This is a genomic window from Sorangium sp. So ce363, assembly GCF_051520435.1.
Taxonomy (GTDB): Bacteria; Myxococcota_A; Polyangia; order Polyangiales; family Polyangiaceae; genus Sorangium; species Sorangium cellulosum_B.
Genome location: NZ_CP150333.1, coordinates 9027470 through 9050844 on the forward strand (window position 1 = coordinate 9027470; position 23375 = coordinate 9050844).

The following is a 23375-nucleotide window of genomic DNA, read 5'->3' on the forward strand; positions in this document are numbered from 1 at the left end:
AGCTGGCAGCGCGCCGCGCCGCCGCCGCCCGGCGCTGGGCTCCGGGGCTCAGCGCTCGAGGTGGATCTCGAAATCCTCGATGCTCGCGGCGAGCTCGTAGCGCTCCTCGATGAGCCCCGCGAGCTCAGGGAACCCGTTCAGCGTGCCGCGCGAGTCGATCACGTCGCCGGTCACCGAGGGGAAGACGTCGTGGCGCTCGACCACGATCGCGGCCGGCGGGCTCGCGGCGAGGTCGCGCATCAGCGCGTCGCGCGCCTCCTGCCGGGCCCACGCCGCGCGCTGCGGGACGTTGTAGAGGTAGCGCGTCGCCGGCGGGCGATCGGCGAGGTCGTAGATCACCGGCTCGAAGCCCCACACGAACACGGGGCGCCCCGGCGCGACGCGCTCGCGCAGCCACATGGCGACCTCCCGGTTCGCCGCGGCGTTGACGTCGGCGACCGACGCGAGGCGGTCGAGGCGCGCCTGGTCCCTCGCGCCCGTGGCGAGCACCGCGATCCGCTTGGCGCAGCGCTCGATGTAGTCGTCGGCCACGTCCTTGGTCGCGGAGCGAGCGAAGGCGGTCGCGACGAGCGCCGCGAGGAGCGCCGCCGCGGCCGCCTTCGCGCCGGACCGGGTGCACCGCTGCCACGCCTTCCAGAGGCCGAGCGCGGCGAGCATCGCGGTGAGCGGCCACGTCGCGCCGTAATGGTAGGGGAAGAACTTCGCCTGCATCACGACGCCGACGAGGTGCATGGCGATCACGCCCGAGAGCAGCGCCACGCCCGCCCGCTCGTGGCGTTCGGGGTGCAGCGCGACCAGGCAAGCGAGGCCGAACGCGAGCGGGCCGGAGTAGTGGACGAGCCACTCGCAGGCGCCGTACCACGCCATGCCGAGCACGCTCGCGCCGCGCCACCCGAGCGCTGTGTAGTGCGGCGTGAAGACGAAGAGGACCTCCCACAGATCGCCGAGCGCGCCCCTCAGGGCGAACCAGGCGGCGCAGGTGAGCACGGGGAGCATGCCGCCCAGCGCGATGAGCAAGGCGGGCCGGAGCGCCGCCCAGAGGAGCGCGGCCGCCGTCGAGCGGACCGGCCCGGGCGCAGGCGGCGCAGAGCGCGCCGGCTCGCCCTGGAGCGCGGTCGGACCGGCGCCGATCCAGCGCTGCACGGCGGCCCGCTCCGAGGCGCGCCGCGCGAGCTCGGCGAGGGCGGGCGCGGCCAGCGCGACCGCGAGCACGACGCCGCCCCCGGCGAGGGGCGGCTTGAGGAGACCGGCGGCGCCGAAGAGCGCGCCCGACAGGACCAGCGCGGCGCCGCGGGGCGCCGGGCGCGGCTCGCCGTCGCGGCCGCGCGGCGTGGCCACGAGCAGCGCGGCGATGGTGAGCATGCCGCCGAACGACTCGGGCTGCGCCGTGTGCCAGAAATCGAGCTGGGCGTGCACCAGCACGGCGAGCGCCGCGGCGACGACGCCGATCCGCCGGTCGCCGAAGAGGCGGGCGGCGAGCGACGCCATCGCGAGGCACATGCCGGCGAGGCCGAGGACCTCGAGGACGCGGATACCCCACTGCGCGGGGCCGAAGAGGGCGCGGGCGAGCGCGTAGATGAGGAAGATGCCGGGCGGCTTGAAGTCGAACGCGTCGCGGTAAGGCATGCCGCCGTCGAGCACCGCGCGCGCGACCATGGCGTAGATGCCCTGATCGCGGCCGAAGCCGTAGGTCAGCACCTGCAGCAGCAGGAACGCGATGACGCCGAGCGAGGCCGCCCGGATCGCCCGCGCCCCCACGACGCGCGGCGGCCCGGCGGCGAGGAGCTCGCGCGCGCTCTCGCTCGAGGGGGCCAGGGGGGCGGGGGCTGCGGTCGCATCCGGCGCGGCGTCACGCACGGGGCCCTTGTACCGGCTGGGGCCCGCCAGCGTCTACGTGCGTCGACATACGATTCCAGCCGCCCTGGCCTCGGTGGAGGCGGCTCGCCGTGGCCGAGACCGACGCAACCAACGCGCCGACGCGACCCACAAAAAGGATACACACCGGACGAACACTGTGTCGTTGCTCTCGAAGGGCGGGCGGCGTATACGACCGTGCCGCCTTGCCCGGAGAGGTGAAACGGGCGCTCACGGCGGCGCGCGTTGGAGGCGCGAGAAGCGATGGTCGAAGTCCGCATGCCACAGCTCGGTGAGAGCGTGGTCGAGGGAACCGTCTCGAGGTGGCTCGTGCGCGAGGGCGATTTCGTCAAGCGCGAGCAGCCGCTGCTCGAGGTTGCGACCGACAAGGCCGACACGGAGATCCCGGCGCCCGTCGCGGGTCGTGTCTCGCAGATCGCGGTGGCCGAGGGCACCGTCGTCGCCAAGGAAGGTCTGCTCTGTCGGATCGACGAGACGGCGCAGGGCGAGGCCCAGGCGACGGCCCAGCGCGCGAGCGCGCCGCCGGCGCCGGCGGCGTCCGAAGCGCGGCCCGCCGCGCCGGCGCCCGGCAGCAACGGACACGACGAGAGCGCCCGCCCCCTGACGAGCCCGTCGACGAAGAAGCTCGCGCGCGAGTCGGGCGTCGACCTGCGCGACGTGCACGGGACAGGCGATCACGGCCGGATCACCCGCGACGACGTGATGCGCGCGGCGCACGGCGCGTCGGCCGAGCCGGCGCCTCAGCCGAGCGCGGCGGCCCAGCCGGCGAGCGCGGCCGCGGAGCTCTCGCAGCTCATCCAGGCGAGCGGCGGGTTCGTGCCGCCGGTGCCCGGCGTCGGGTACGGCGCGTACAAGGTGCCGCCCTACTCCCCGAAGCCCGGCGACAAGGTGGTGCCCTTCAGCCGGCGCCGCCGCATCACCGCCGACCACATGGTCTATTCCAAGGTGACGTCGCCGCACGTGGTGACGGTCGCCGAGGTCGACCTGCACGAGACGTCGAAGCTGCGCGACCTCCACAAGGACGAGTTCAAGCGGGCGGGCGTGTCGCTGACGTTCCTGTCCTTCATCTGCGCCGCGGCCGTCCGCGCGCTGCGCGAGCACCCGGAGTTCAACGCTCGAGTGCTCGAGAACTCGTACGTGGTGCTGCGCGACGTCAACCTCGGCGTGGCGGTGGACACGCCCGGCGGCCTCATCGTCCCGAGCATCAAGCACGCGGACGAGCTGTCGCTGCGGGGCATCGCGAGGAGCATCGACGAGCTGGCCGGGCGCGCGAAGTCCGGCAAGATCACGGCCGACGATCTCGCGAACACGACCTTCACGGTCTCGAACCCCGGCCTCAAGGGGAACCTCTTCGGCGGCGCGATCATCTCGCAGCCGAACGTGGGCATCCTCCGGATGGGGGAGATCAAGAAGCGCGTCGTGGTGGTCACGAAGGACAAGGAGGACTCGATCGCGATCCATCCGGTCATGTTCCTCGCGCTGTCGTACGACCACCGCATCATCGACGGGGTGCTGGCGAACTCGTTCCTCTGGCGCGTCACCGACATCCTCACACGCGGGGAGTTCGAGGTATGAGCGCGACAAGCGAAGTGCAGGGCCTGCGGGCACTCAACGAGGTCGATCCGGAGATCGCCGAGCTGATCCGCCTGGAAGAGCGGCGGGAAGCGGACACGCTCCGGCTCATCGCGAGCGAGAACTACGTGTCTCGGGCGGTGCTCGAGGCGACGGGCTCGGTGCTGACGAACAAGTACTCCGAGGGGTACCCGCACAAGCGGTATTACGAGGGTCAGCAGCAGGTCGACGTGGTCGAGGAGCTCGCGCGGACGCGGGTGGCCAAGCTGTTCGGGGCCGACCACGTGAACGTGCAGCCCTACTCCGGCAGCCCGGCCAACCTGGCCGTCTACCTCGCGTTCGCGCAGGCGAACGACACGATCATGGGCCTCGGCCTGCCGGCGGGCGGGCACCTGACCCACGGCTGGTCGGTGAGCATCACCGGGAAGTACTTCAAGAGCGTCCCGTACGGGGTTCGCGAGAGCGATCACCGCATCGACCTGGATCAGGTCCGCGACCTGGCGCGCGCCCACCGGCCGAAGCTCATCTGGTGCGGGACGACGGCGTACCCGCGCACGCTCGACTTCGCCGCGTTCCGGGCGATCGCCGACGAGGTGGGGGCGATCCTGGCGGCGGACATCGCGCACATCGCGGGCCTCGTGGCCGCGGGGGTGCACCCGTCGCCGGTGGGCATCGCCGACGTGGTGACGTCGACGACGCACAAGACCTTCCGGGGCCCGCGCGGCGCGATGATCCTCTGCAAGAAGGAGCACGCGGGCGCGATCGACAAGGCGGTGTTCCCCGGCCTCCAGGGCGGCCCGCACAACCACACGACCGCGGCCATCGCGGTCGCGGCGAAGGAGGCCTCGGAGGAAGGGTTCCGGGCCTACGCGAAGCAGATCGTGGTGAACGCGCAGGCGCTCGGGCGCGCGCTGGAGTCGCGCGGCTTCCGGCTCATCACCGGCGGGACCGACAACCACCTCTTGCTGATCGACATGACGCCGAAGGGGATCGCGGGCAAGCCGTACGCGCAGGCGCTCGATCGCGCGGGCATCGTGGCGAACTACAACTCGATCCCGTTCGATCCGCGCAAGCCGTTCGACCCGTCGGGGCTCCGCATCGGCACGCCGGCGGTGACGTCGCGCGGGATGGGCGTCGCCGAGATGGAGCGCCTCGCGGCGTGGATGGATGAGGTGGCGCAGAACGTGAACGACGAGGCGCGCATCGCGCGCATCGCCGCCGAGGTCGCGGAGCTCTGCCGCGGCTTCCCGGCGCCCGGCATCCGGCTCTAGCCGGCCCTGCGGCGAGCCACGGCGCTGCGACCGAGGACGCCACGGAGAGCGATCTCCTGGCGTCCTCGGCGCTTTTGTGGCCGATACCCGAGGACGCCGGGGAGAGCGATCTCCTGGCGTCCTCGGCGTCCTGGCGCCGTCACTTCACGTAGAGCTGCGCGGCGGCGACGCCCGATCCGGAGGTGGCCTTCACGATGTACTTGGCGTTGATGCCGACGGGGAGCGACCAGCGATAGCAGTTGCCCCGACCGCCGAGCGCGGCGTTCGCGCCGCTCGAGTTGTCCTGCGCCAGCACCGATGAGCCCATCGGGATCGGGGTCAGCGCGACGAGGCTGATGTCGAGCTCGGTGATCCCCGCGCCGACGCCGACGATCGTGTAGCACTTGCCGGGCATCAGCTGGATCTGCTGCTCGAGGGTCTGTCCGGCGCTGAACTGCCCCGCGATCGGCCCTCCCTCCTTCGTCATGCCGGGCGCCTCGGTCGCAGCGAGGTTGTTCAGCGGGATCGTCGCGGCGGAGGCGAGGTTCGGATCGATCGCCGACGCGCTGCCGGAGCTGCTCCCGCCGCTCGGGGCCGGCTGCTGCCCGCCGGTGGTCTGCTGGCCAGGGAGCGGGAACGGCCAGGGAAAGCCGCCAGGCTGCGCCGTCGGGGCAGGCTGCGTCGTCGTCGGGGCAGGCTGCGTGGGGGCGGGCTGCGTGGGGGCAGGCTGGGTCGGAGCAGGCTGGTACCCCGGCTGCTGGTACCCGGGCTGCTGGTACCCGGGCTGCTGATACCCCGGCTGCTGGTAGCCGGGCTGCTGATACCCCGGCTGCTGATACCCGGGCTGCTGGTAGTAGCCGGGCGGGGGCTGGTTCGCGTAGCTCGGCGGCGTGGATGCCTCCCGCTGTTGACAACCAGCAGCGAGGGCGGCGGTGAGGACCAGGGCGGACAGGACGCCAATCGTACGGAGCAAAAGAACCTCCTCGAATTTCCGGCAGAACGCCGCGTTCAATCTCACTGACGGGCTCGCGACGCAACGGGTCGCTCGCGGGAGCTCCCCGGCGCGCCCCCCCGAAGCCCGCTCAACCGGGCTCCAGGTCCGTCCGCCGGATGTCGCTTTGGACGTGGCACGCCCTCGCTTTCATCGCGCCCATCCGACGGATTGATGCTGCTTCTGCCATGATTTCCCGGGTTATTGCGGCCAGGCGCGGCTGGCTCGGGTCAAAAAGTGAGGTAGCCTACGGCATGACCGACCACGGCTCCCGAGCGAAGCTCGATCGTCCCGGAGAGTTTGCTCAGTGGTTCCTGGAACGAGAAATGCTGGCGAGCGCCGGCATGGGGCTCGCGGCCGACAGGGCGCGGCTGCACCTCGGACGCGCGGTCACGTTCCTGGAGCAGGGGATGCTGCGCGAGTCGCTGGTGGAGGCGAACTCCGCCGCGTACCTCGATCAGGCGATCCGACCCGAGGCGCTGCTCATTGCGCGCATGTGCATCCTGCGCGAGTTCGTGGGCGAGCCCGGCGGCTGAGCGGCGGGACGGCGCGAACACTCGGACGCTCGCGCCGGCTTGCCAGCGGGCTTGCGCCGCCGGCGCAGCCGCGCAAGACGCCTCGCGCATAGCCCCCGCCCCCTGGCGGGTGTATGAGCGCCGCGAGCACAGCTGTCCCAACGAGGGGCCGCGGCATGCGGCAGGGCTGTGCGCGAGGAGGCCGCAGATGACGGTGACGGGTAGGTCGTTGGGTTCAGCAGTGCTCCTGGCGCTGTCGGTGGCAGCGCTGGGCTGCGGCGGCAGCAGCAAGGAGTCGGAGTTCGCGGACGACGCCCCGGACGCGGGGACGCCGCCGCCCCCGCAGCCGACAGCGTCCGTGCCGCCCCCGGACGCCGGCCTGCCCCCGGTCGCGGTGCCCACGGTGGCGCCCTGCGATGGAGTCCAGTCGCTCGCGATGACCACCATGTTCCAGGGTCGCGCCGCCGGCGAGGCGCCGAAGATGCAGCCGGAAGGGGCGCCCGTCTGCAGCGTGGTGCCCGAGGGACAGACGGCCTCTGGGCAGACCTTCATGCTCCAGCCGGGCAATTGCTACACGTTCCTGGCGCAGGCGCTCCCCACCGTCACCGAGGTGGACATCCAGCTGGAGATCGACCTGAACGCCGGAGGACAGCCAGGGCTCGCTGCGTTCAACCTGAAACCGGTGCTCGCTGTCGACTCCGACACCGGCCCGACTGCCGCCATCGGAGCCAAGCAGAGCTGCTACCAATGGCCGTTCCCCATCGCGGCGACGGCCAAGCTGGTTGTCAAGGCGCGCACCGGCTCGGGACCGGTGGCGGCGCAGGCCTACAGCCGCAAGAAGTGAGCTGACCTCGCCGCGGGGGCGGCGGCGGCGTCGAGCCGCCCGGGCCCCCCGGCAGCGCGCATTGCCGGCGCGCCGCGCGGGCCCCCCGGTGCGCGCGCTGGACGCCCACCGCCGCCCCGGCGATGGCGCGCCGGGGCCATGGAGCAAGAACGGCCACGTCGCCGTGGCCGCCCTGCGCTCCGCTGGGAGATCCCGTAAGACTACAGGAGCGCGTCCTTGATGGCCTTGATCGGCCGAGCGCGGACCGACTTGCTCGCCGGCTTCGCGGCGAAGGTCATCGGCTGCTTGGTAAACGGGTTGATCCCCTGGCGCGCCTTCGTCGCAGGGCGCTTGACCACCCGGAACTTCGCGAAGCCGGGGAGCGTGAACACGCCCGACTTCTTCAGCTCGCGATGACCGATCGTGATGAGGGACTCGAGAACGTTCTTGACCTGCTTGCGGCTCAGCTCATCACCGGCAGCTTCGGTGATGGCCTGGATCAGGCCGCTCTTGCTCAACGTCTTCTTCGCGCCGCCCCCGGCCGTCTTCTTACTTGCCATGGCACTCTCCTCGGACATGAGCTCGCGCGCGACACCTCGCCGCGCACAGCCTCAGTGAACCTTACACACGGCACAGGACAAAAAAAGACAAAAATGCGGGGAGAAATAGCGATTTCTGAGACGGGGCATCGCGCGGACCCCTGAAAGACCGCGCCGGAGCGGCGCGCCAGAGGGGGAACCAGCCGCCGGGAAGGGCGGCGGCGCGGCGCCGTCGCGGTCCGGAGAGCGTCAAAAAACGCCTGGAGTCGCGCGGTTTTACGCGCTCCACGTCCTGCGCGCGCCGCCTGGGGCGGCCGCGGAGGCGGCCGCCGCGACCTGGGCATACCCGCGGAGACGCGCGGGACAGGCCCTCAGCCGGCGCGCAGCTCGTCGAGGAGCGCCCGGGCTGCCTCGAGCGAGCCGTCCTCCGAGACGGACTTGTCGAGCATCAGGCGCGCTTTCCGGCGGTCGCCGGCCGCGAGCGCCATCGCGCCGAGGTGGTAATAGGCGAGCGCCCGCGCGGCGGGCGTCGTGCCTCCCTCGCCGGGCTCGGGGGAAATCTTCATCAGGGTGACCGCGCGGTAAGCGCGCGCGGCGATGTCCTCCTCCCCCAGCCCGAGCGCGCTCTCGCCGAGCTCCATGGCGATCTCGCCGTTCTGAGGATCGTTCTCGAGCGCCCTCGTGAGCGCCGTGAGCGACTCGTGCAGATTCCCCTCGGCGTCCTCGATCCGCGCGACGCGGTGGTAGACGGCGCCGAGGTGCCGCGAGCGGCGCCCCTTGGCAGCCACGATGAGCTCGGCGGTGACCGCGCGCGCCTCCCTCGAGTCGCCCGCGGCGATCAGCGCGTCCACGAGCAGGAGGGCGACCTCGTTCTCCTCGGGGCGCAGGGAGCGCGCCTCCCGGAGCGCCGCGGCCGCTTGCGCGGCGTCGCCGACGTCGAGCAGCAGGCGGCCGGCGGCGACGAGGAGCGTGAAGCGGCCGGCCACGTCGGACGCCGCGGCGGCGTCCTCGAGCGTGATGGCGGCGAGCTCGCGGTTCGCGCCGATCTCGGCGTAGAGCGCGCGCAGGCGGTCGCGGATCTCGGCGTTGCCTGGCGCGGCGCGGAGCGCGCGCTCGAGCCCGCCGCGGGCGTCGCCCAGGTGGCCCGCGCGCGCGCAGGCGCCGGCCAGGAGGAGCGCCGTGGCGACGAGGGCGTCGCCCTCCTCGAGCGCGATGAGCCTGCGGTAGACGGCGCTCGCGGCGTCCCACCGCGCGGCGGACTCCTCGAGGCCGGCGAGCGCCTTGAGCGCGGCGCGGTCCTTGGAGTCGGCGTGGAGCAGATCGCCGAGGTGGGCGCGCGCGCGCTCGACGTCGCCCGAGCGCGCGAGGATCTCGGCGAGGCGCAGCCGGAGCGCGCGCGGCGAGGCGGCGCCCGCCGCCTCCGCCGCGGCCTCGCTGGGCGCGCCCGCGGCCTCGGCCTCGGCGGACCGCGCCGCCGCGCGCCCGAGCGCCCGCTCGAGCTCGGCGACGAGCTCGCTGGCGTACTCGGCGCCGCCGAGCGCGTAGGCGCGCTCGAGATCGGCGACGGCGCGGTCGCCCTGGCCGAGCGCGCCGTGGATCTCGGCCCGCGCGCGGTAGAGCCACGGGTCGTCCGGGCTCGCCTCGAGCGTCGCCGTGAGCGCGCGGGCCGCGCGGGCGTGATCGGAGACCGCGCCGCACGCGTCGATGAGCGCGATCAAGACGTCGCGATCCCCGGGCGCGACGCGGAGGGCGCGCTCGAGGAGCTCGGCCGCCGCCGCGGCGTCGCCCGCGCGATCGCGGAGGATCTCGGCGGCGCGGCAGAGCGACTCGACGCGCGCCTCGTCGCCGTCGGCGCCGTGCGCCGTGAGCACGTGGAGCTCGGCGAGGGCGTGCCAGGCCTCGCGGGCCGCGTAGCGCGACGCGAGCTCCTCGCGGAGCCGGTCGTTCGCGGGGTAGACGGCGTACCCGGCCTTGAGGGCGGCCTCCGCCGCGGCGTCGTCGCCGCGCGCGCCGTGCAGCTCGGAGAGCTCCAGGGCGAGCTGGGCCGCCTCGGCGCCCTGCTCGGTGCGCAGGAGCTTCTCGAGCGCGTCGATGAGGTCGTCCGCGTTGTCGCGCTTCCGGCTGAGGCGCACGAGCGCGCGGAGCACGTCGCGGTTCGCGCCGTCCCAGTCCGCGGCCCCGAGGTAGACGTCGCGCGCGCCGCGATCGTCGCCGCGCTGCTCGAGGAGGGCGCCGAGGCGCATCGAGATCGACGCGATCGACGCCACGTCCGCGCGATCCTTGGCGGCGTCGAGCTGCTGCGCGAAGAGCTCGCCGAGCTCGTCGGTGCGGCCGGCCTCCTCGAGCATGGTGGCGAGGAGGATGGCGGCCTCCACCTGGGTCGGATCCTCGTCGAGGATGTCGCGGAGCAGGACCGCCGCCTCCTCCGGCGACTCCCGCGCGAGGAGGCGCGCGCGCTCGAGGCGCAGCGCGCAGCGCTCGGAGAGATCGTCGACGAGGGGCGCCGTCTCCTCGAGCAGCGCGGAGAGGCGCGCGGCGTCGCCGCTCCGCCGGTACACGCCGGCGAGGGGCGTCCAGATCTCGCGCTCGGCGGGCTCGCGGGCGCGGAGCTCCTCGTAGAGGCGCGCTGCGCGGGAGAGGTCGGCGAGCGGGCCGGCGGCGAGCTCCGCGGCGTGCAGGAGCAGCGCGCGCTCCTCCTCGGGCGCCGAGGCGCGCGCGGCGCGCTCGCAGAGCGACGCGGCGGCCGCGAGATCGCCGGCCTCCTCGCGGAGCTCCGCGAGCGCGACGAGCGCCCACGCGGAGCCGGACGGATCGGACGAATCGGACGAACCGGACGAAGATCGCGCGCCCGAGCCGACGATGCGCAGCAGGATCGACTCGGCCAGCCCGCGATCGCCGAGCGCGCGGGCGGTGCGGACGGCCTCCTCGAGGACGCCGGGGCCCTCGATCTCGGCGAGGAGCAGCAGCGCGTCCACGAGGGCGCGCGGCCGCCCGCTCTGCCGGGCGAGGCGCTCGAAGAGGCGGATCGCGCGCGGGTTCCTCGGATCGGTGCGGAGCGCGTCGCGCAGGATCGCCTCGGCCCGGTCCGGATCGGCGTGGAGGTCGAGCGCCTCTTCGAGGAGCGAGATCGCCTGATCGACGTCCGCCGCGTCCGCGGCGAGCAGCGCGGCCAGGCGGTACCGCGGCCCGGCGCGATCCGCGCCGCCCGTGGAAGCGGCCGGCGCGTCGGCGAGGCCGATGCGCTTGCCGAGCACGTCCGCCTGCGCGGCGCGATCGCCGAGGCGCGCGTAGATGGCCTCGAGCGAGCTCCACAGCTGCTCGATGTCGGCGTCCGCGTCGCGGCCCGCGGGCGGCGCGCCGGCCGCGATCTTCGCCTCCGCACGGCGGTAGACGGCCGCGGCGCGCTCCTGATCGGCCGGCGAGAGCTCGAGGGCGCGGCCGAAGCGGAGCAGGAGCGCGACCTCGTACGGCTCGGAGGCCGCCCGGGCGACGAGCCGCTCGACGAGATCGAGGTACCGCTGCATCTGGCCCGAGCGGCGCGCGAGCTCGAGGGCGGCGTCGTGCGCGGCGCCGGCGCCCGGGGTGAGATCGAGGGCGCGCAGGCGGGCCGAGAGCGCGAGCTCCGGGCGATCGAGCGGGCCTTCGTAGAGCGACGCGAGCTCGCCGAGCGCCGCGGCGGCGTCCTCGGCGGGCCCCTCGGCAGGGCCGGCGAGCCGCGCCTCGAGGGCGCGCGCGAGCAGGTCGTGGCGCCCGCGGGCGCGCAGCGCGGCGAGGAGCTTCTCGTGCTCGGCGTCGCTCTCGCGCGCCGCCTCGAAGGCGGACTCGACGTACTCCGCCTCGCGCTCGGGCGCCCCCTGCCGGCGCGCGATCTCGCCGAGCGCGAGCAGGACCTCGGCCCGGCTGAACGAGGTGGAAGGCGGGAGGCCCACGCTGGAGCGCATCGGCGGCATCGTGCTGCGCCGCGCGCCGACGAGCCCCTCGCCCTCGTCGCGGGGCCGGCGCGCGACGAGCAGCAGCGCGCGGTAGGCGCGGTGCGCGCGCTCGAGCTGGCCGTCCTCGAGGGCGAGGCCGGCGAGGCCGTGGAGCGCGTCGGGGTGCGCGGGGTCGACGCGCAGCGCGAGGTCGAACTCCGCCATCGCGCGGGCGCGATCGCCCGTGGCGAGCGCGACGCGGGCGAGCTCGTAGTGGACGAGCGCGCGCTCCTTGGGGCGGCGGGCGCCGAAGTCGGCGATGATCCCGCGCAGGGCCGCGGTCGCGTCGTCGGTCCTGCCGGCGGCGGAGAGGGCGCGGCTCCGCGCGAGGCGCAGCGAGAGGTCGTCCGGCGCGAGCGCGATGGCCTCGTCGAACAGCGGGATCGAGGCGGCGGGCGAGCCGCCGCGCGTGAGGTAGAGGTCCGCGGCCTCGCGGAGGAGCGAGAGCCGGGCCGGCGCCTCGTCGGCGCGCGCGGCGTCGCCCGCGATGAGCGCGGCCAGGGCGCTCCACGCGCCCGACGCGCGGTAGAGGTACGCGAGCCGCTCGCGCAGCGGCGCGGGCTGCGCGGCGCGGGGCAGCGCTCGCTCCAAGGCGGCGCGGGCGCGATCGGGCTCGCCGGCGGCGAGGTACGCGTCCGCGAGGCGGAGCGCCGCCTGGTGCAGCTCCTCGGGCGCCGCGCCGGCGCAGAGCCGCTCGAGCGCCTCGGCGGCGGCTGCGTGCTCGCCGCGGCGCGCGAGCAGCCGGGCGAGGGCGTCGAGCGCCTCGACGGACCCGATGTCCGCGGCGCGGCGGTAGCTGACGATCGCGCGCTCGGGCTCGTTGAGCTCGTGCTCGGCGAGGGACGCCGCCTGGAGCCAGAGCTCGGCGGCCGCCGTGCCGGCGTCCGCCGACCCGCGCGCGGCCGCCTGCTCCTCGCGGAGCAGCATGAGCTCCCGGTGCAGCCCGCCCGCCTCGAGGAGCGAGGCGAGCCTGTCGATCGACGCGCCGTGCCCCGGGCTCTCCGCGAGGTTCCGGCGGAGCAGCGCGATCGCCTCGGACGCGCGCGTGGCGTCCGCGAGGAGCTCCGCGGCGTCGTAGCGGAGCGCGACGCGGCGCTCGAGATCGCCAGAGACCTCGATCTGCAGCTCGCGCAGGCGCACGAGCTCCTCGCGCCGCCGGGCCGCACGGAGCAGCGCGGCGAGGCTCTCGCCGACCGACTCGTCCGTCGGATCGTCCGCGAACAGCCCGCCGTAGAGGGCGATCGCCTCGCCGGGCTCCGCCGCCTCGGCGGCGACGCGCAGCAGCCGGCGCCGCTCGCTCGACGCGAACGGGAGCGCGGCGCCGCGCCGGCACAGCGCGACGATCTGCGGCCTGTCGCCCGCGCCCGCGAGCATGCCGACGAGCGCGTCGATCGCCCAGAGGGCGGCGCGCGAGGCCGGCCACGCGCCGGGCGCAGGGGGCTGCTCCTCCTCGTCGACGAGGCGCTGCACGGCGAGATCGAGGAGCTCCGCCGCGATCTCGCGGGCCCGCGCCGCGTCGCCCGCGTCGCGCGCCGCCTCCACGGCCTCGCGGTAGAGGGCGAGGTCGTGCCCGGTCGCCGCGGCGAGCCGGAGCAGCGTCGGGACGAGCGAGGGCCCACGCCGCCGCCGCAGGAGCTCCGCGAGATCGAGCAGGATCGCGCGGTTCGCCGGGTCGTGGAGGAGCGCGCGCTCGAACGCGCGCTCGGCGGCGTCCTCGTCGGCGCGCGCGTCGCGGTGCCAGCGGCCCACGCGGGCCGTGAGGTCGCGGAGCGTGGCGGCAGGGACGTCGCCGCGGCGCTCGAGCTCGGGCAGCGCGTCGGCGATCGTGTGCCAGCGGCCCGCGAGGTCCGTGAGCCGCAGGAGGCCCTCGGGCGGCTCGGCGCCGGGCGACAGGAGGAACGCGCGGAAGGCGAGCTCGAAGGCGCCCTCCCGATCGTCGCCTCGCTCCTCGAGGAGCGCCGCGGAGGCCTTCAGGATGGCGACCCGCTCGGCGTCCGTCCCGGCCGCGGTGAGCCGCGGCTCGAGCAGCGCGATCTGGCCGCGCCAGTCGTCCGCGTCGGCGCAGATCTCGAGCAACGCGCCGACGGCGGCGACCAGCGCGCCGCGGTGCTCGGCCGACGCCGGGTCGATGCGGCGGAGCAGCTCCTCGAGCCCCGCGCGCGGCGCGGGCGAGCGCGCGTCCCGCTCGCCCCCTTCGGCCGCCCCCCACTCGCCCTCCCCGCCCCCGCCCTCGACGCCCGCGCGGCGCGCGTCCCGCTCGGCTTCGTGCGCGCGGCGGTAGCCCTTCACGGCGAGCTCCCACGCGAGCGTGCGATCGCGGTGCGTGTCGCCGAGGCGCTGGAAGAGCTCCACGCTGCGCGCCGCGCCCGCCCCGCCGGGGAGCGCGCCGGCCGCGGACGCCTCGACCTCGAGCAGCGCGACGAGGTCGCCCCAGCGCTCCGCGCGCGTGTAGAGCGCGGCCAGCGCGTCCCCGCTCTCCGGGTCGGGCGCGAGCTCCTCGCGGATGCGGCGCCAGGTGGCGATGGCCTCGTCGGCGTCGCCGAGCTCGCGCTCGAAGAGCCGCGCGACGCGCCCGAGATCGCGCCGGCCGCCCGCGCCGCCGCGCACGGCCGCGCGGCGCTCCAGCACGGCCGTGAGCTCGCGGTACCGCCCGCCCTCCTCGAGCAGCGCCGCGAGTCCGTCGAGCGCCGCGAGATCCTGGCGGTCGTCGACGAGGCGCGCCGAGTACGCCGCGATCGCCCGCGCCTCGTCGCCGAGCCACGAGGAGGCGAGCCGCGCGAGCTCGCCGAGGGCCTCGCGCCGCGCCGCCGGGTCCGTCTCGATCGCGGCGAGCGTGTCGAGCACGTCGCACCGCTCGGCGACGCGGTCGCCCTCCGCGAAGAGCCGATCGAGCGCGCGGGCGGCGTCCCGCGCGGACTCCGCGTCGCCGCTCGCCTCGGCGAGCGAGAAGAGCCGGCGGAAGAGCGCGATCGCCCCGTCGGCGTCGCCGAGCCGGTCGCGGCGGAGGAGCGCGGCGTCGCGCACGAGCGAGAGCGCCTGCCGCGCGTCGCCGGCGCGCGGCTCGGCCGCGGCGAGGACCTCGGCGAGGCGGTCGTGCCGGCCGAGGCGCTCGGCGAGCTCGGCGAGCTCCGCGCGATCGCCGGCCTCCGACGGCGTGAGCTCGACGAGCTCGGCGAGCCGCGCGAACGCGCCCGGCTCGTCGCCGAGGGCGTCGCGGCGGAGCCGCACGATCTCGCGCAGCAGCGCCGGGCGGTCGCCGACGTCGGCGCCCTCGAGCTGGATCTCGAGCACGCGCACGAGGTCGGTGGGCCTCGCCTCCTCGCGGTAGTGCTTCGCGAGCAGCGCGGCCGACCGCTGCCGCGCGGCGAGCGCGCCGGCCTCGCCGGCGGGCGCCTGCTCGGGCGGCAGCCCCCCGAGGATCCGCTCGAGCAGCGCGAAGGCGTCGACGGGGCGCGGCGCCGCGCGGGCGGCGCGCGGCTCCGGGGGCGCGTCGAGGAGCTTCTCGACCACGGGGAGCGCCGACGCGGCGTCGCCGACGCCCTCGATCCAGAGGAGCGCGACGCGCTCGCGGAGCCGATCCGCGGCGTCGCCGGAGAGCCTCGGCAGCTCGGCCGACAGGAGATCGATGAGCGGGCGGTGCCTGCCGTGCCGCTCGTAGAGCCGCTCGAGCGCGGCGCGGGTGCGCGCGTCGTCCTGGAGCGGGAGGAGCTGCTCGAGGTAGCGCATCGTGCGCTCGCCGTCGCCGGCGAGGTCACGCGCGACGGCCGCGGCGTCCTCCAGGAGGAAGACGCGCTCGTCGGCCGCCGAGGTGCGCTCGAGCATCGCGTCGTAGAGCGCGAAGAGGTCCTCCCAGCGCTCGGCCGCGTTGTAGGCGAGCTTCAGCCGCTCGAAGCCCCAGAGCGAGCCAGGCACGAGCTCGACGAGCCGGCGGAGCAGCGCGAGGGCGGCCTCCGGCGCGTCGAACCACTCCTCGTGGTGCTCGACGGCCCGCCGGCCGATCTCCTCGACGATGTCGGGCGGGAGCGCCGCGCCCGCGTCGAGCGCCGCGGCGTGCGCGGCCGCGACGCGCTCGGGCTGCTTCGCCCGGCGGCCGAGCTCCTCGAGCCGATCCCAGAGGGCGAGCTCGCCCGGCAGCTCGGAGACCGCGCGCAGGGCGACGTCGAGGCCGCGCGGCGCGTCGTGGTCGTGGTGATCGAGCAGGCGCTCGAACCAGCCGCGGCGGACGGCGGCGCGCTGCGCGGCCGCGAGGCTGCCCGCGTCGAGCAGGGCGCCCGGCGCGGCGTCCGCCGGCGAGCTCGCGAGGAGCGCCTCCAGCAGCGCGACGCGCGCCTCGGGATCGTCGAGCGCGTCGCACGCGCGCTCGAGGAGGAGCGCCGCGCGCGCCTGCGTCTCGGGGCGCCCGAGCGCGCGCTGCACGATCTCGATCACCGCGGGCTCGATCGTCCCGGCCTCGATCGCGGGCGCGACCGCGTCGAGCGCGTCCGCCGGCCGATCCAGCCGATCGAAGAGGAGCGTCGCGAGCTCGACGTCGAGCGCGACGCGCGCGCTGCCCTGGCTCCGGTCGCGGCGCGCAGCGAGCACCTCCGCCGCGCCCTCGTGATCGCCCACCTCGGCGAGGAGGCGCCCCCGCGCCGCGAGCGCGTCGTCGTTCTCGGGATCCGCCTCGAGCAGCCGGGCGTAGAGCGCCGCGGCCGCCGCGCGGTTGCCGATCTCCTCTTCCCACGCGGCCCACGCGGAGAGCGCCCTCGGGCGCTCGCCCTCGCGCCCGCGCTCCACGAGGAGCGTGAAGAGCCAGCGCCGGTCCACGCGGCGCGCGAGCGTGTCGGGGCTCTGCGCGAGGAACGCGCGGAACGCCTCCAGGGCGGCGGCGTCGAGCGCGCCCAGCGCGGCGTCGCCGTCGTCCTGGGGCGAGAGCAGGCGCCGGTAGACGGACGCGGCGTCGTCCTGCCGCTCGGGATCGGCGGCGAGCACGCGCGCGAGCGCCGCCTCGATCGCCCGGGCGCGCGCCGCCGCCCTGCCGGCGGCCGCGCCCCCCTCCCCCTCGGCGCTCATGCGATCGCGGAGATCGAGCGCGGCGTCGACGAAGCGCGACGTCGCGCGCGCCCGGATCGCCGCGTCCTCGAGCGCCGCGAGCGCCGCGAGCGCCTCGTCGTCGGACGCCGCGGTGTCGAGCAGGACCTCGCATACGGCCGCGAGCCGGGCCCAGGCCCCCTGCCCGCGGTAGAGCGCCGCGAGGCGGGCGGCGGCGTCGCGGTGCTTCGGCGCGACGGAGAGCACGCGCTCGTAGAGCTTCTGCGCTCGCTCCGGATCCGCGAGCGGCCCCTCGGCGAGCCCGGCGGCGCGCTGCCAGGCCGTCACCGCGGCGTCGAGGTCGCCCGGAGCGGCCTGCGCCGCCGGGGCGTCCGCCGCGCGCGCGGCGTCGGGCGCGTCGGGCGCGCGGATGCCGAACGCCGCGAGCTCACCGAGGCGCTCCAGCCAGAGCGCCTCGTCCTGGGGATCGCCCGCGGCGGCGACGCGCCGCTCGAGCACCTCGCGGAGCAGCGCCGGGTCGCCCGCGGACAGCGCGAGCGCCTCCATCGCGGCGAGCGCAGCGCCGTCGAGCGCCGCGCCGCTCGAGAGGCTCGCGCGGTAGTGCGCGACCGCGCTCGGGACCTCCCCGCCCCTCGCGGCCGCGTCCGCCATGCGCAGCTCGTGGGCGACGCGCGCGTCGGGCGCCACGCCCGGGAGCCGCTCGGCCAGCGCGCCGTAGAGCGCGCCCCACGCGCCGCCCGCCGCGTACGTATCGAGCAGCGCCTCGTACGCCGCGTCGTCGCCCGCGTCGTCCTCGATGGCCGCGCGGTAGGTCGCGGCCGCCCCGGCGAGGTCGCCGACGTCGCGGCGCTGGATGGTGCCGATCGCGTGCAGGAGCTCGCGCCGCCGCGCGGGCGCGCACGGCTGCGCGAGCGCCTCGCGGTAGAGCGCGAGCCGCTCCTCGGGGCTGCCCTGCTCGCGCAGGAGCGCGTCGACGCGCGCGATGAGATCGAGCGACGAGGGCTCGAAGGCGAGCGCGCGGCGGTAGAGGGCGAGCGCCTGCGTCACGTCGCCGCTCGCGAGCAGCGCCTCGCCCGCGCGCCGCGCGAGGTGCGACAGCGCCGGGCTGTCCACCGCGCGATCCCCGAGCGCCCCCGCGAGCGCCGGCGCGCGGCGCGCGGACTCGCTGCCGTGCTCCGTCAGCCGCTCGACCTCGGCGACCCACCGCGCGAGCCGCTCCGGCGCGTACGCGGTCGCGAGCGAGAGCCCGCGCGCCGAGAGATCGAGCGCCTTCTTCGGGTCCCTGAGCTCGCGCTCGGCCACGGAGGCCGCCTCCTCGAGCGCCGCGAGCCTGCCCGACACGTCGGCCGGCGTCGGCGCGGACGCGCCGGGGGCCCACGCGACGGGCCCGAGCTCCGCCTTCGTCTCGAGCACGCGCACGAGCAGCGGCGCCGCTTTCTCTGCGCGCGCGATCGGCTCCAGCACCGCGCAGGCCGCGAGCCGCTGATCGTCGGTCAGCAGCAGGTGGGAGCTCTGCCGCGACGATTCCGCGCCGGCGGCGCTGTTGCCCGGGGGCGCGCCCAGCATCTTCTCGACCGCGAGCCGGCTCGGTCGGTCGGTCGGATCGAGCGCGAGCGCCTCGCGGTACGCGGCGATCGCGCCGGCCGGATCGTCGAGCCGCGCCATGCGGATCGCGCCGATCCGGGCGAGCACCGAGGCGCGGTCCTGCCCGGCCGCGAGCTCCGCCTCGGCCTCGAGGAGCGCCTCGAGCTCGGCCCAGCGCCGCTCCTGCTCGAGCAGCGGGACGAGCCGCGCGTGCGCCTCGCGCGACGGCCCGAACGCCGCGAGGTAGCGGCGCCAGGCGGCGACGGCGGCGGGCAGATCCGCGAGCCGGGTGCGCAGCTCGGCCGCGCGGAAGGCGAGCTCCCGCGCCGCGCGGCGGTCCGGCTCCGCCTCGGCGCGCCGCTCGAGGACCCACGCGAGGCCCTCGTGCGCCGAGGTGGCCTCGTACAGCCGCTCGAGCGCGGCGAGCGCGCCCGGCTCGCGCGAGGAGCCCGGCTCCGCGAGCCTGCGGTAGGCCGCGATCGCGCCCGCGGCGTCGCCGAGCTCCTCCTCGTAGAGCCGCGCGAGCCGCTCCGCCGCGGCCTCGCGCGCCTCGGCCTCCGGCTCGGCCTCGGCGAGCCGCTCGAGCGCGCCCGCGAGCCCGCGCGCGTCGCGCTCGCGCTCGCAGAGCTTCGCGAGCCCGCGGGCCGCGCGCCGCGCGGCCGCGTCGTCGGGCTCGCCGTCGAGCGCCTGCTGGAACGACGCGCGCGCCTTCCTGCCGTCCCCGAGGCCCTCGTACAGCTCGCCGAGCTCGGCGGCGATGCGGGCCTTGAGCGGCTTGTCCTTGGCGCCGGCCGACGCGCGCACGAGCACGCGCGCCGCGTCGGCCTGGCGGTCGAGCGCCGACGCGAGCGCGACGAAGCGCTCGCGCACCGCCTCGTCGGACGGGTCGACCGCGAGGATCTGCTCCGACAGCGAGAACGCCGACGCGAGATCGCCGAGCCGCTGGAACTGCAGCTCGACGAGCCGCTTCTGCACCTCGACGCGGCGCGGCCCGCGCAGGTTCTCGATCTGGAGGGCCATCATCCGCGCCGCCTCCGGGGCGTCCCCGCGGCGCGCGTGGGCCGCCTCGAGCGCCGCGGCCGCGCGCACGAGGACGGTCTTGCGCGCGAGCAGGGCCTCACCGGCGCGGAGGGCGGCCTCGTGGCCCGGGCTCTGCGCGAGCACCTCCTCGACGTGCGGCAGCGCCCGCTCGATCTCCTTGAGCGGGCCGCTGTAGAGATCGATGAGCCGCGCGCGGATCTCGAGCGCGTCGGGCGGGGGCGCCTCCGCGGTGAGCGCCTGCTCGAGCATCCTCGCGATCTCCTGGTGCCGCCCGGCGCGCGCGTAGCGCGCCTCGAGCTCCCAGCGCGCCGAGGCGTCGGCGGGGTCGACCTTGAGGATCTGCTGGAGCAGCTTGATCGCGCGCTCCTCGTCGCTCGCGCCGTTCCCGTTGACGTCGACGAGCTCGAACGCGCGGCGGAGCAGCGACAGCTGCTCGGCGCGGTCCGGGCGGTGGCCCGCCGCGAGGGCGTAGAGGTCCGCGAGCTTCGCCGGCTCGTTCGCCTCCTGGAGGATGCGCTCGAGCCGGAAGAAGGACTCCTGGTGCGAGGGCAGCACGGAGAGCGCCCGCTCGAGGTAGGGGCGAGCGCCGCCGGGGTCGCCGAAGGAGTCGGCGAGGAACTCGGCGGCGCGCACGAGGACCTCGGCCTGGGCGGCCTGCGGGAGCATCCCGAACCGCCGCTCGCCGACGAGGCGCTCGTAGGCGAACGCGAGCTCGGAGAACCGGTCGTGGCGGGCGGAGGTCTCGTGGAGCTTCGCCCAGAGCTCGGGGTGCAGGCTCCCCTTGGCCGCCGCGGCCACGAGCACGTCGAGCGCGGCCGCCTCGTTGTCGATCCCCTGCTCGAGCGCGGCTTCGAGGTTGTCGATACGGAACGAGACGCGCGCGCTCTTCGTGTCCTGCTGCATGTGGATCCGGACCTCGGCTGGCGGTGGTGCAAGGGGCCGGCGTGCCGGCGCTTCCGTCGAACCTGCGCCCGCAGTGCGCTGCGGAGCGCTGCCCAAGGTAACAGGAGCGTTTCCCAAATTGGGTAAATGGGCTCGGCGACGGGGCCGTGGCTCGGGCGGGAGGCCCGATCGTCGCGGGCGGCGGCGCGGGAGGCGCGTGAGCGTGAGGGAGGGTGGAGTCGAGCACTGGCGGAGCAGAAGAGAGGAGGAGATGCGACAGCGGTGGCACGCGCGTTCGTCCTGATGGCGGACCGCGGCGGGCTGCACGGCGGCGCTGCGGCGCCCGTTGCGGGAGGGACGGGCTCACGGAACTGCTGGGGTCGGTTGCACGGCTCGATGATCGCATCGAGGGATGGTGGCCAGGTCGACAGCGGGGTGCTCGGCCCTCGCATGGGGCTCCCGCGCTGGCAGCTTTTCCGACGGCATGTGCCCCGGGGGTCTACGCTGGCCAGCGTGGTTCGCCCGACTCGCGCGCTGGTGCCCCCCGTCCTGGCGTGTCTCGCGGCTGCCGCGCTCTGCGCCTGCGCTTCCGGTGATGGCAGAGCGAGCCGGTCGCAGGCTCCGGCCGCCTTTGCCGTCGTCACGACGCCGCCGCCTGCGCGCGCGTCCGCCTCCGCTCCACCCGAACCTCCGGAGCTGTCGCCCTGTGAGATGGCGGCCGAGCAGCGCGCCCGTGTGCCAGGGCTGCTCGAGCAGGGGAGGCTCGATCGCGCCGTGCGCGTGATCGAGCGCGCGGATGCGCAGTGCCCGAGCAGCGCGGGCGAGACGTGGGCGGCCCTGGTCACGGCGCTCGCAGAGCTCCGGAGAGGGGACGAGGCGCGCAAGGTCGCCGACGCCATCGACGCCAGCGCGGGCGCGACGCCGGCGACGCGGGTCGCGGCGCAGCACGCGCGCAAGCTGATCGCCGAGGAAGAGGGCAAGACCTTCGATGACAAGGCGAAAGAGGCGATGCGCAGGGCCTACTCCGCGGCAACGACGGCGTGGGAGGGCAAGGAGTACGAGGCGGCGAGGACGGGATTCCTGGAGGCCTGGTCGCTGTACAGGCCGAATGGGCGAGCGCTCTGGTCCGCCGGGCTCGTGACGAAGGAGACCGGAGATGCGGCGGGGGCACAGCGATTGTTCGACAGGGCGCTCGTGGAGCTGGAGGAGGTGGCTGGAAAGAAGGTCGTCCCGTACCTGCCGATCGGATCTCTGGACGGCACCCTGGCGGTCGCGTGGAGCAGGGATCGGCGCTGGCTTGCCATCGCGACCGGCACGTTCGTGTCGATCAGGGATCAGGCCCTGAACCTTCAAGAGACGGCGCAGCTCGCCGGGCACACCGACACGGTCGCCTCTCTCGCGTTCTCGCCCGACGGCAAGACCCTCGCCTCGGGCTCCATCGACAACACGGTCCGGCTATGGGACCTCGCCACAGAGGTCGAGATACGCGCGCTCGAAGGGCACAAGGACGACGTCAGATCCGTCGCGTTCTCGCCCGACGGCAAGACGCTCGCCTCGAGCTCGATGGACCAGACCGTGCGGCTCTGGAACGTCGCGACAGGGGTCCAGTTGCACGCGCTCGAAGGGCACAAGAGCCTCATCGACTCCGTCGCGTTCTCGCCCGATGGCAGGACGCTCGCCTCGGGATCCTGGGACCATACAGTGCGGCTCTGGAACGTCGCGACGGGGGCCGAGACGCGCGCTCTCAAAGGGCACCTCCGAGCGGTTACCTCCGTCGCGTTCTCACCCGATGGCAAGGCCCTCGCCTCCGGCTCCTGGGACGATACCGTGCGGCTCTGGAATGTCGCTTCAGGAACAGAGAAGCGCAAGCTCGAGGGGCACACGGAAAACGTCAGATCCGTCGCGTTCTCGCCCGATGGAAAGACCCTCGCCTCGAGCTCCGACGATCAGACGGCGTGGCTCTGGAACGTCGCGACAGGGGCCCAGGTACGCCAGCTCGAAGGGCTCACGAAGCCGGTCGACTCCTTCGCGTTCTCGCCCGATGGCAAGACCCTCGCCGCGAGCTCCATGGACAGGACCGTGCGGCTCTGGCATGTCGCGACAGGCGCCGAGATGCACAAGCTCGAAGCGCAGACGGAACCGTTCAGGTCCTTCGCGTCCTCGCCCGATGGAAAGACCCTCGCCTCGGTTTCCGAGGGCAACACCCTGCGGCTCTGGCATGTCGCGACAGGTGAGATGCGCAGGCTCGAAGGACACACGAGCGACGTCAAATCCATCGCATTTTCGCCAGGTGGCAAGATCCTCGCCTCGGGCTCGTTCGACCACACCGTGCGGCTCTGGAATGTCGCGACAGGCGCCGAGATGCGCAAGCTCGAAGGGCACACCAGGCCAGTCATCACCGTGGCGTTCTCGCCGGACGGCAAGACCCTCGCCTCGGGCTCCTGGGACGAGACCGTGCGGCTCTGGCGTGTCGCGACAGGCGCCGAGATGCGCAAGCTCGAAGGGCATGATGGCTGGGTTCGGTCCGTCGCATTCTCGCCGGACGGCCGGACCCTCGCCTCGGGCGCCGAGGATCGTGCCGTGCGGCTCTGGAGCACCGCGACAGGGCGCGAGAACCGCAAGCTCGAAGCGCACACCCGTTCGGTCGCGGCCGTCGCATTTTCACCGGACGGCCAGACCCTCGCCTCGGGCTCCGCGGACGAGACCGTGCGGCTCTGGAGCACCGCGACAGGGCGCGAGAAGCGCAAGCTCAAAGGGCACACGGGCGACGTCACGACCATCGCGTTCTCGCCGGATGGCACCACCCTCGCCTCGGGCTCGACCGACCAGACCGTGCGCCTCTGGACCATCGCGACAGGCGCGCAGATGAGCCGACTCGAGGGGCACACGGGCGCCGTCACGGCCGTCGCGTTCTCGCCGCACGGCAAGGCGCTCGCCTCCTCCTCGGAGGACGGGTTCATTCGTTTCTGGGCTGCCGGCGCCCCTTTGATCTTCCTCCGAGCCGTCTCGCACCGCGACGCTTCCTACGCTTACACACCGGGCTTGGCCCCCCTGATCGAGCTCCTCGGCCCCGAAGCAGACGCCGCGATCGGCATTCCGGTCTGCCGCGCCGGCACCCTCAACTTCCCCTTCGACCTGTGCCGCGAGCGCTTCGAGGTGCGCGGTCTGCTCGCCAGGGTGCTCGCGGGCGATCCGTCCTACGCAGTTCCCTAGAGGGCATGCACAGGCGTCCTACGCGTCACGTGTGCTCCGCGTCGCCGCCCCCTCACTCCTTGAAGACGCTGAATCGCTGACTCAAGGT

9 protein-coding genes are annotated in these 23375 nt (G+C 75.1%); 5 read left to right on the plus strand and 4 right to left on the minus strand.

The features are described from left to right. Positions 1-48 precede the first annotated feature (48 nt). Complete coding sequence (locus WMF12_RS34005; protein WP_437852114.1) at positions 49-1857, minus strand: glycosyltransferase family 39 protein; 1809 nt, start codon at positions 1855-1857, stop codon at positions 49-51. A gap of 276 nt (positions 1858-2133) precedes the next feature. Between WMF12_RS34005 and WMF12_RS34010 the strand changes: the two genes are divergently transcribed. Then, positions 2134-3450 carry a dihydrolipoamide acetyltransferase family protein gene (locus WMF12_RS34010; RefSeq protein WP_437852116.1) on the plus strand — a complete coding sequence of 439 codons (1317 nt, stop codon included), beginning with the start codon at positions 2134-2136 and terminating at the stop codon, positions 3448-3450. After that, positions 3447-4718, plus strand: a complete 1272-nt coding sequence (glyA, locus tag WMF12_RS34015; RefSeq protein ID WP_437740844.1) for a serine hydroxymethyltransferase — start codon at positions 3447-3449, stop codon at positions 4716-4718. Before WMF12_RS34010 ends, glyA begins: the two co-directional genes overlap by 4 nt. A 139-nt stretch (positions 4719-4857) precedes the next feature. On the opposite strand, the gene WMF12_RS34020 is transcribed toward glyA, so the two are convergent. Beyond that, on the minus strand, positions 4858-5670 hold the full coding sequence (locus WMF12_RS34020) for a hypothetical protein (RefSeq protein WP_437740845.1): 813 nt from the start codon (positions 5668-5670) through the stop codon (positions 4858-4860). A gap of 137 nt (positions 5671-5807) precedes the next feature. Here WMF12_RS34020 and WMF12_RS34025 point away from each other — a divergent pair, with 137 nt between their 5' ends. Continuing rightward, complete coding sequence (locus tag WMF12_RS34025; protein ID WP_437740846.1) at positions 5808-6224, plus strand: hypothetical protein; 417 nt, start codon at positions 5808-5810, stop codon at positions 6222-6224. A 187-nt stretch (positions 6225-6411) separates the two neighbouring features. Next, a complete protein-coding gene (locus WMF12_RS34030) occupies positions 6412-7047 on the plus strand; it encodes a hypothetical protein (protein ID WP_437740847.1) in 636 nt (211 codons plus the stop codon). 200 nt (positions 7048-7247) lie between these two features. Here the strand turns inward: WMF12_RS34030 and WMF12_RS34035 are convergent, their stop codons facing one another. Both WMF12_RS34035 and WMF12_RS34040 read right to left on the minus strand, forming a co-directional pair. Next, positions 7248-7586, minus strand: a complete 339-nt coding sequence (locus WMF12_RS34035; RefSeq protein WP_012239209.1) for an HU family DNA-binding protein — start codon at positions 7584-7586, stop codon at positions 7248-7250. A gap of 350 nt (positions 7587-7936) precedes the next feature. Next, the gene (locus tag WMF12_RS34040) at positions 7937-20095 is read right to left on the minus strand and encodes a hypothetical protein (RefSeq protein ID WP_437852118.1); all 12159 of its coding nucleotides are present in this window, start codon (positions 20093-20095) and stop codon (positions 7937-7939) included. A 690-nt stretch (positions 20096-20785) separates the two neighbouring features. On the opposite strand from WMF12_RS34040, the gene WMF12_RS34045 reads away from it, so the two are divergent. Further along, a complete protein-coding gene (locus tag WMF12_RS34045) occupies positions 20786-23287 on the plus strand; it encodes a hypothetical protein (RefSeq protein ID WP_437852120.1) in 2502 nt (833 codons plus the stop codon). Positions 23288-23375 lie beyond the last annotated feature (88 nt).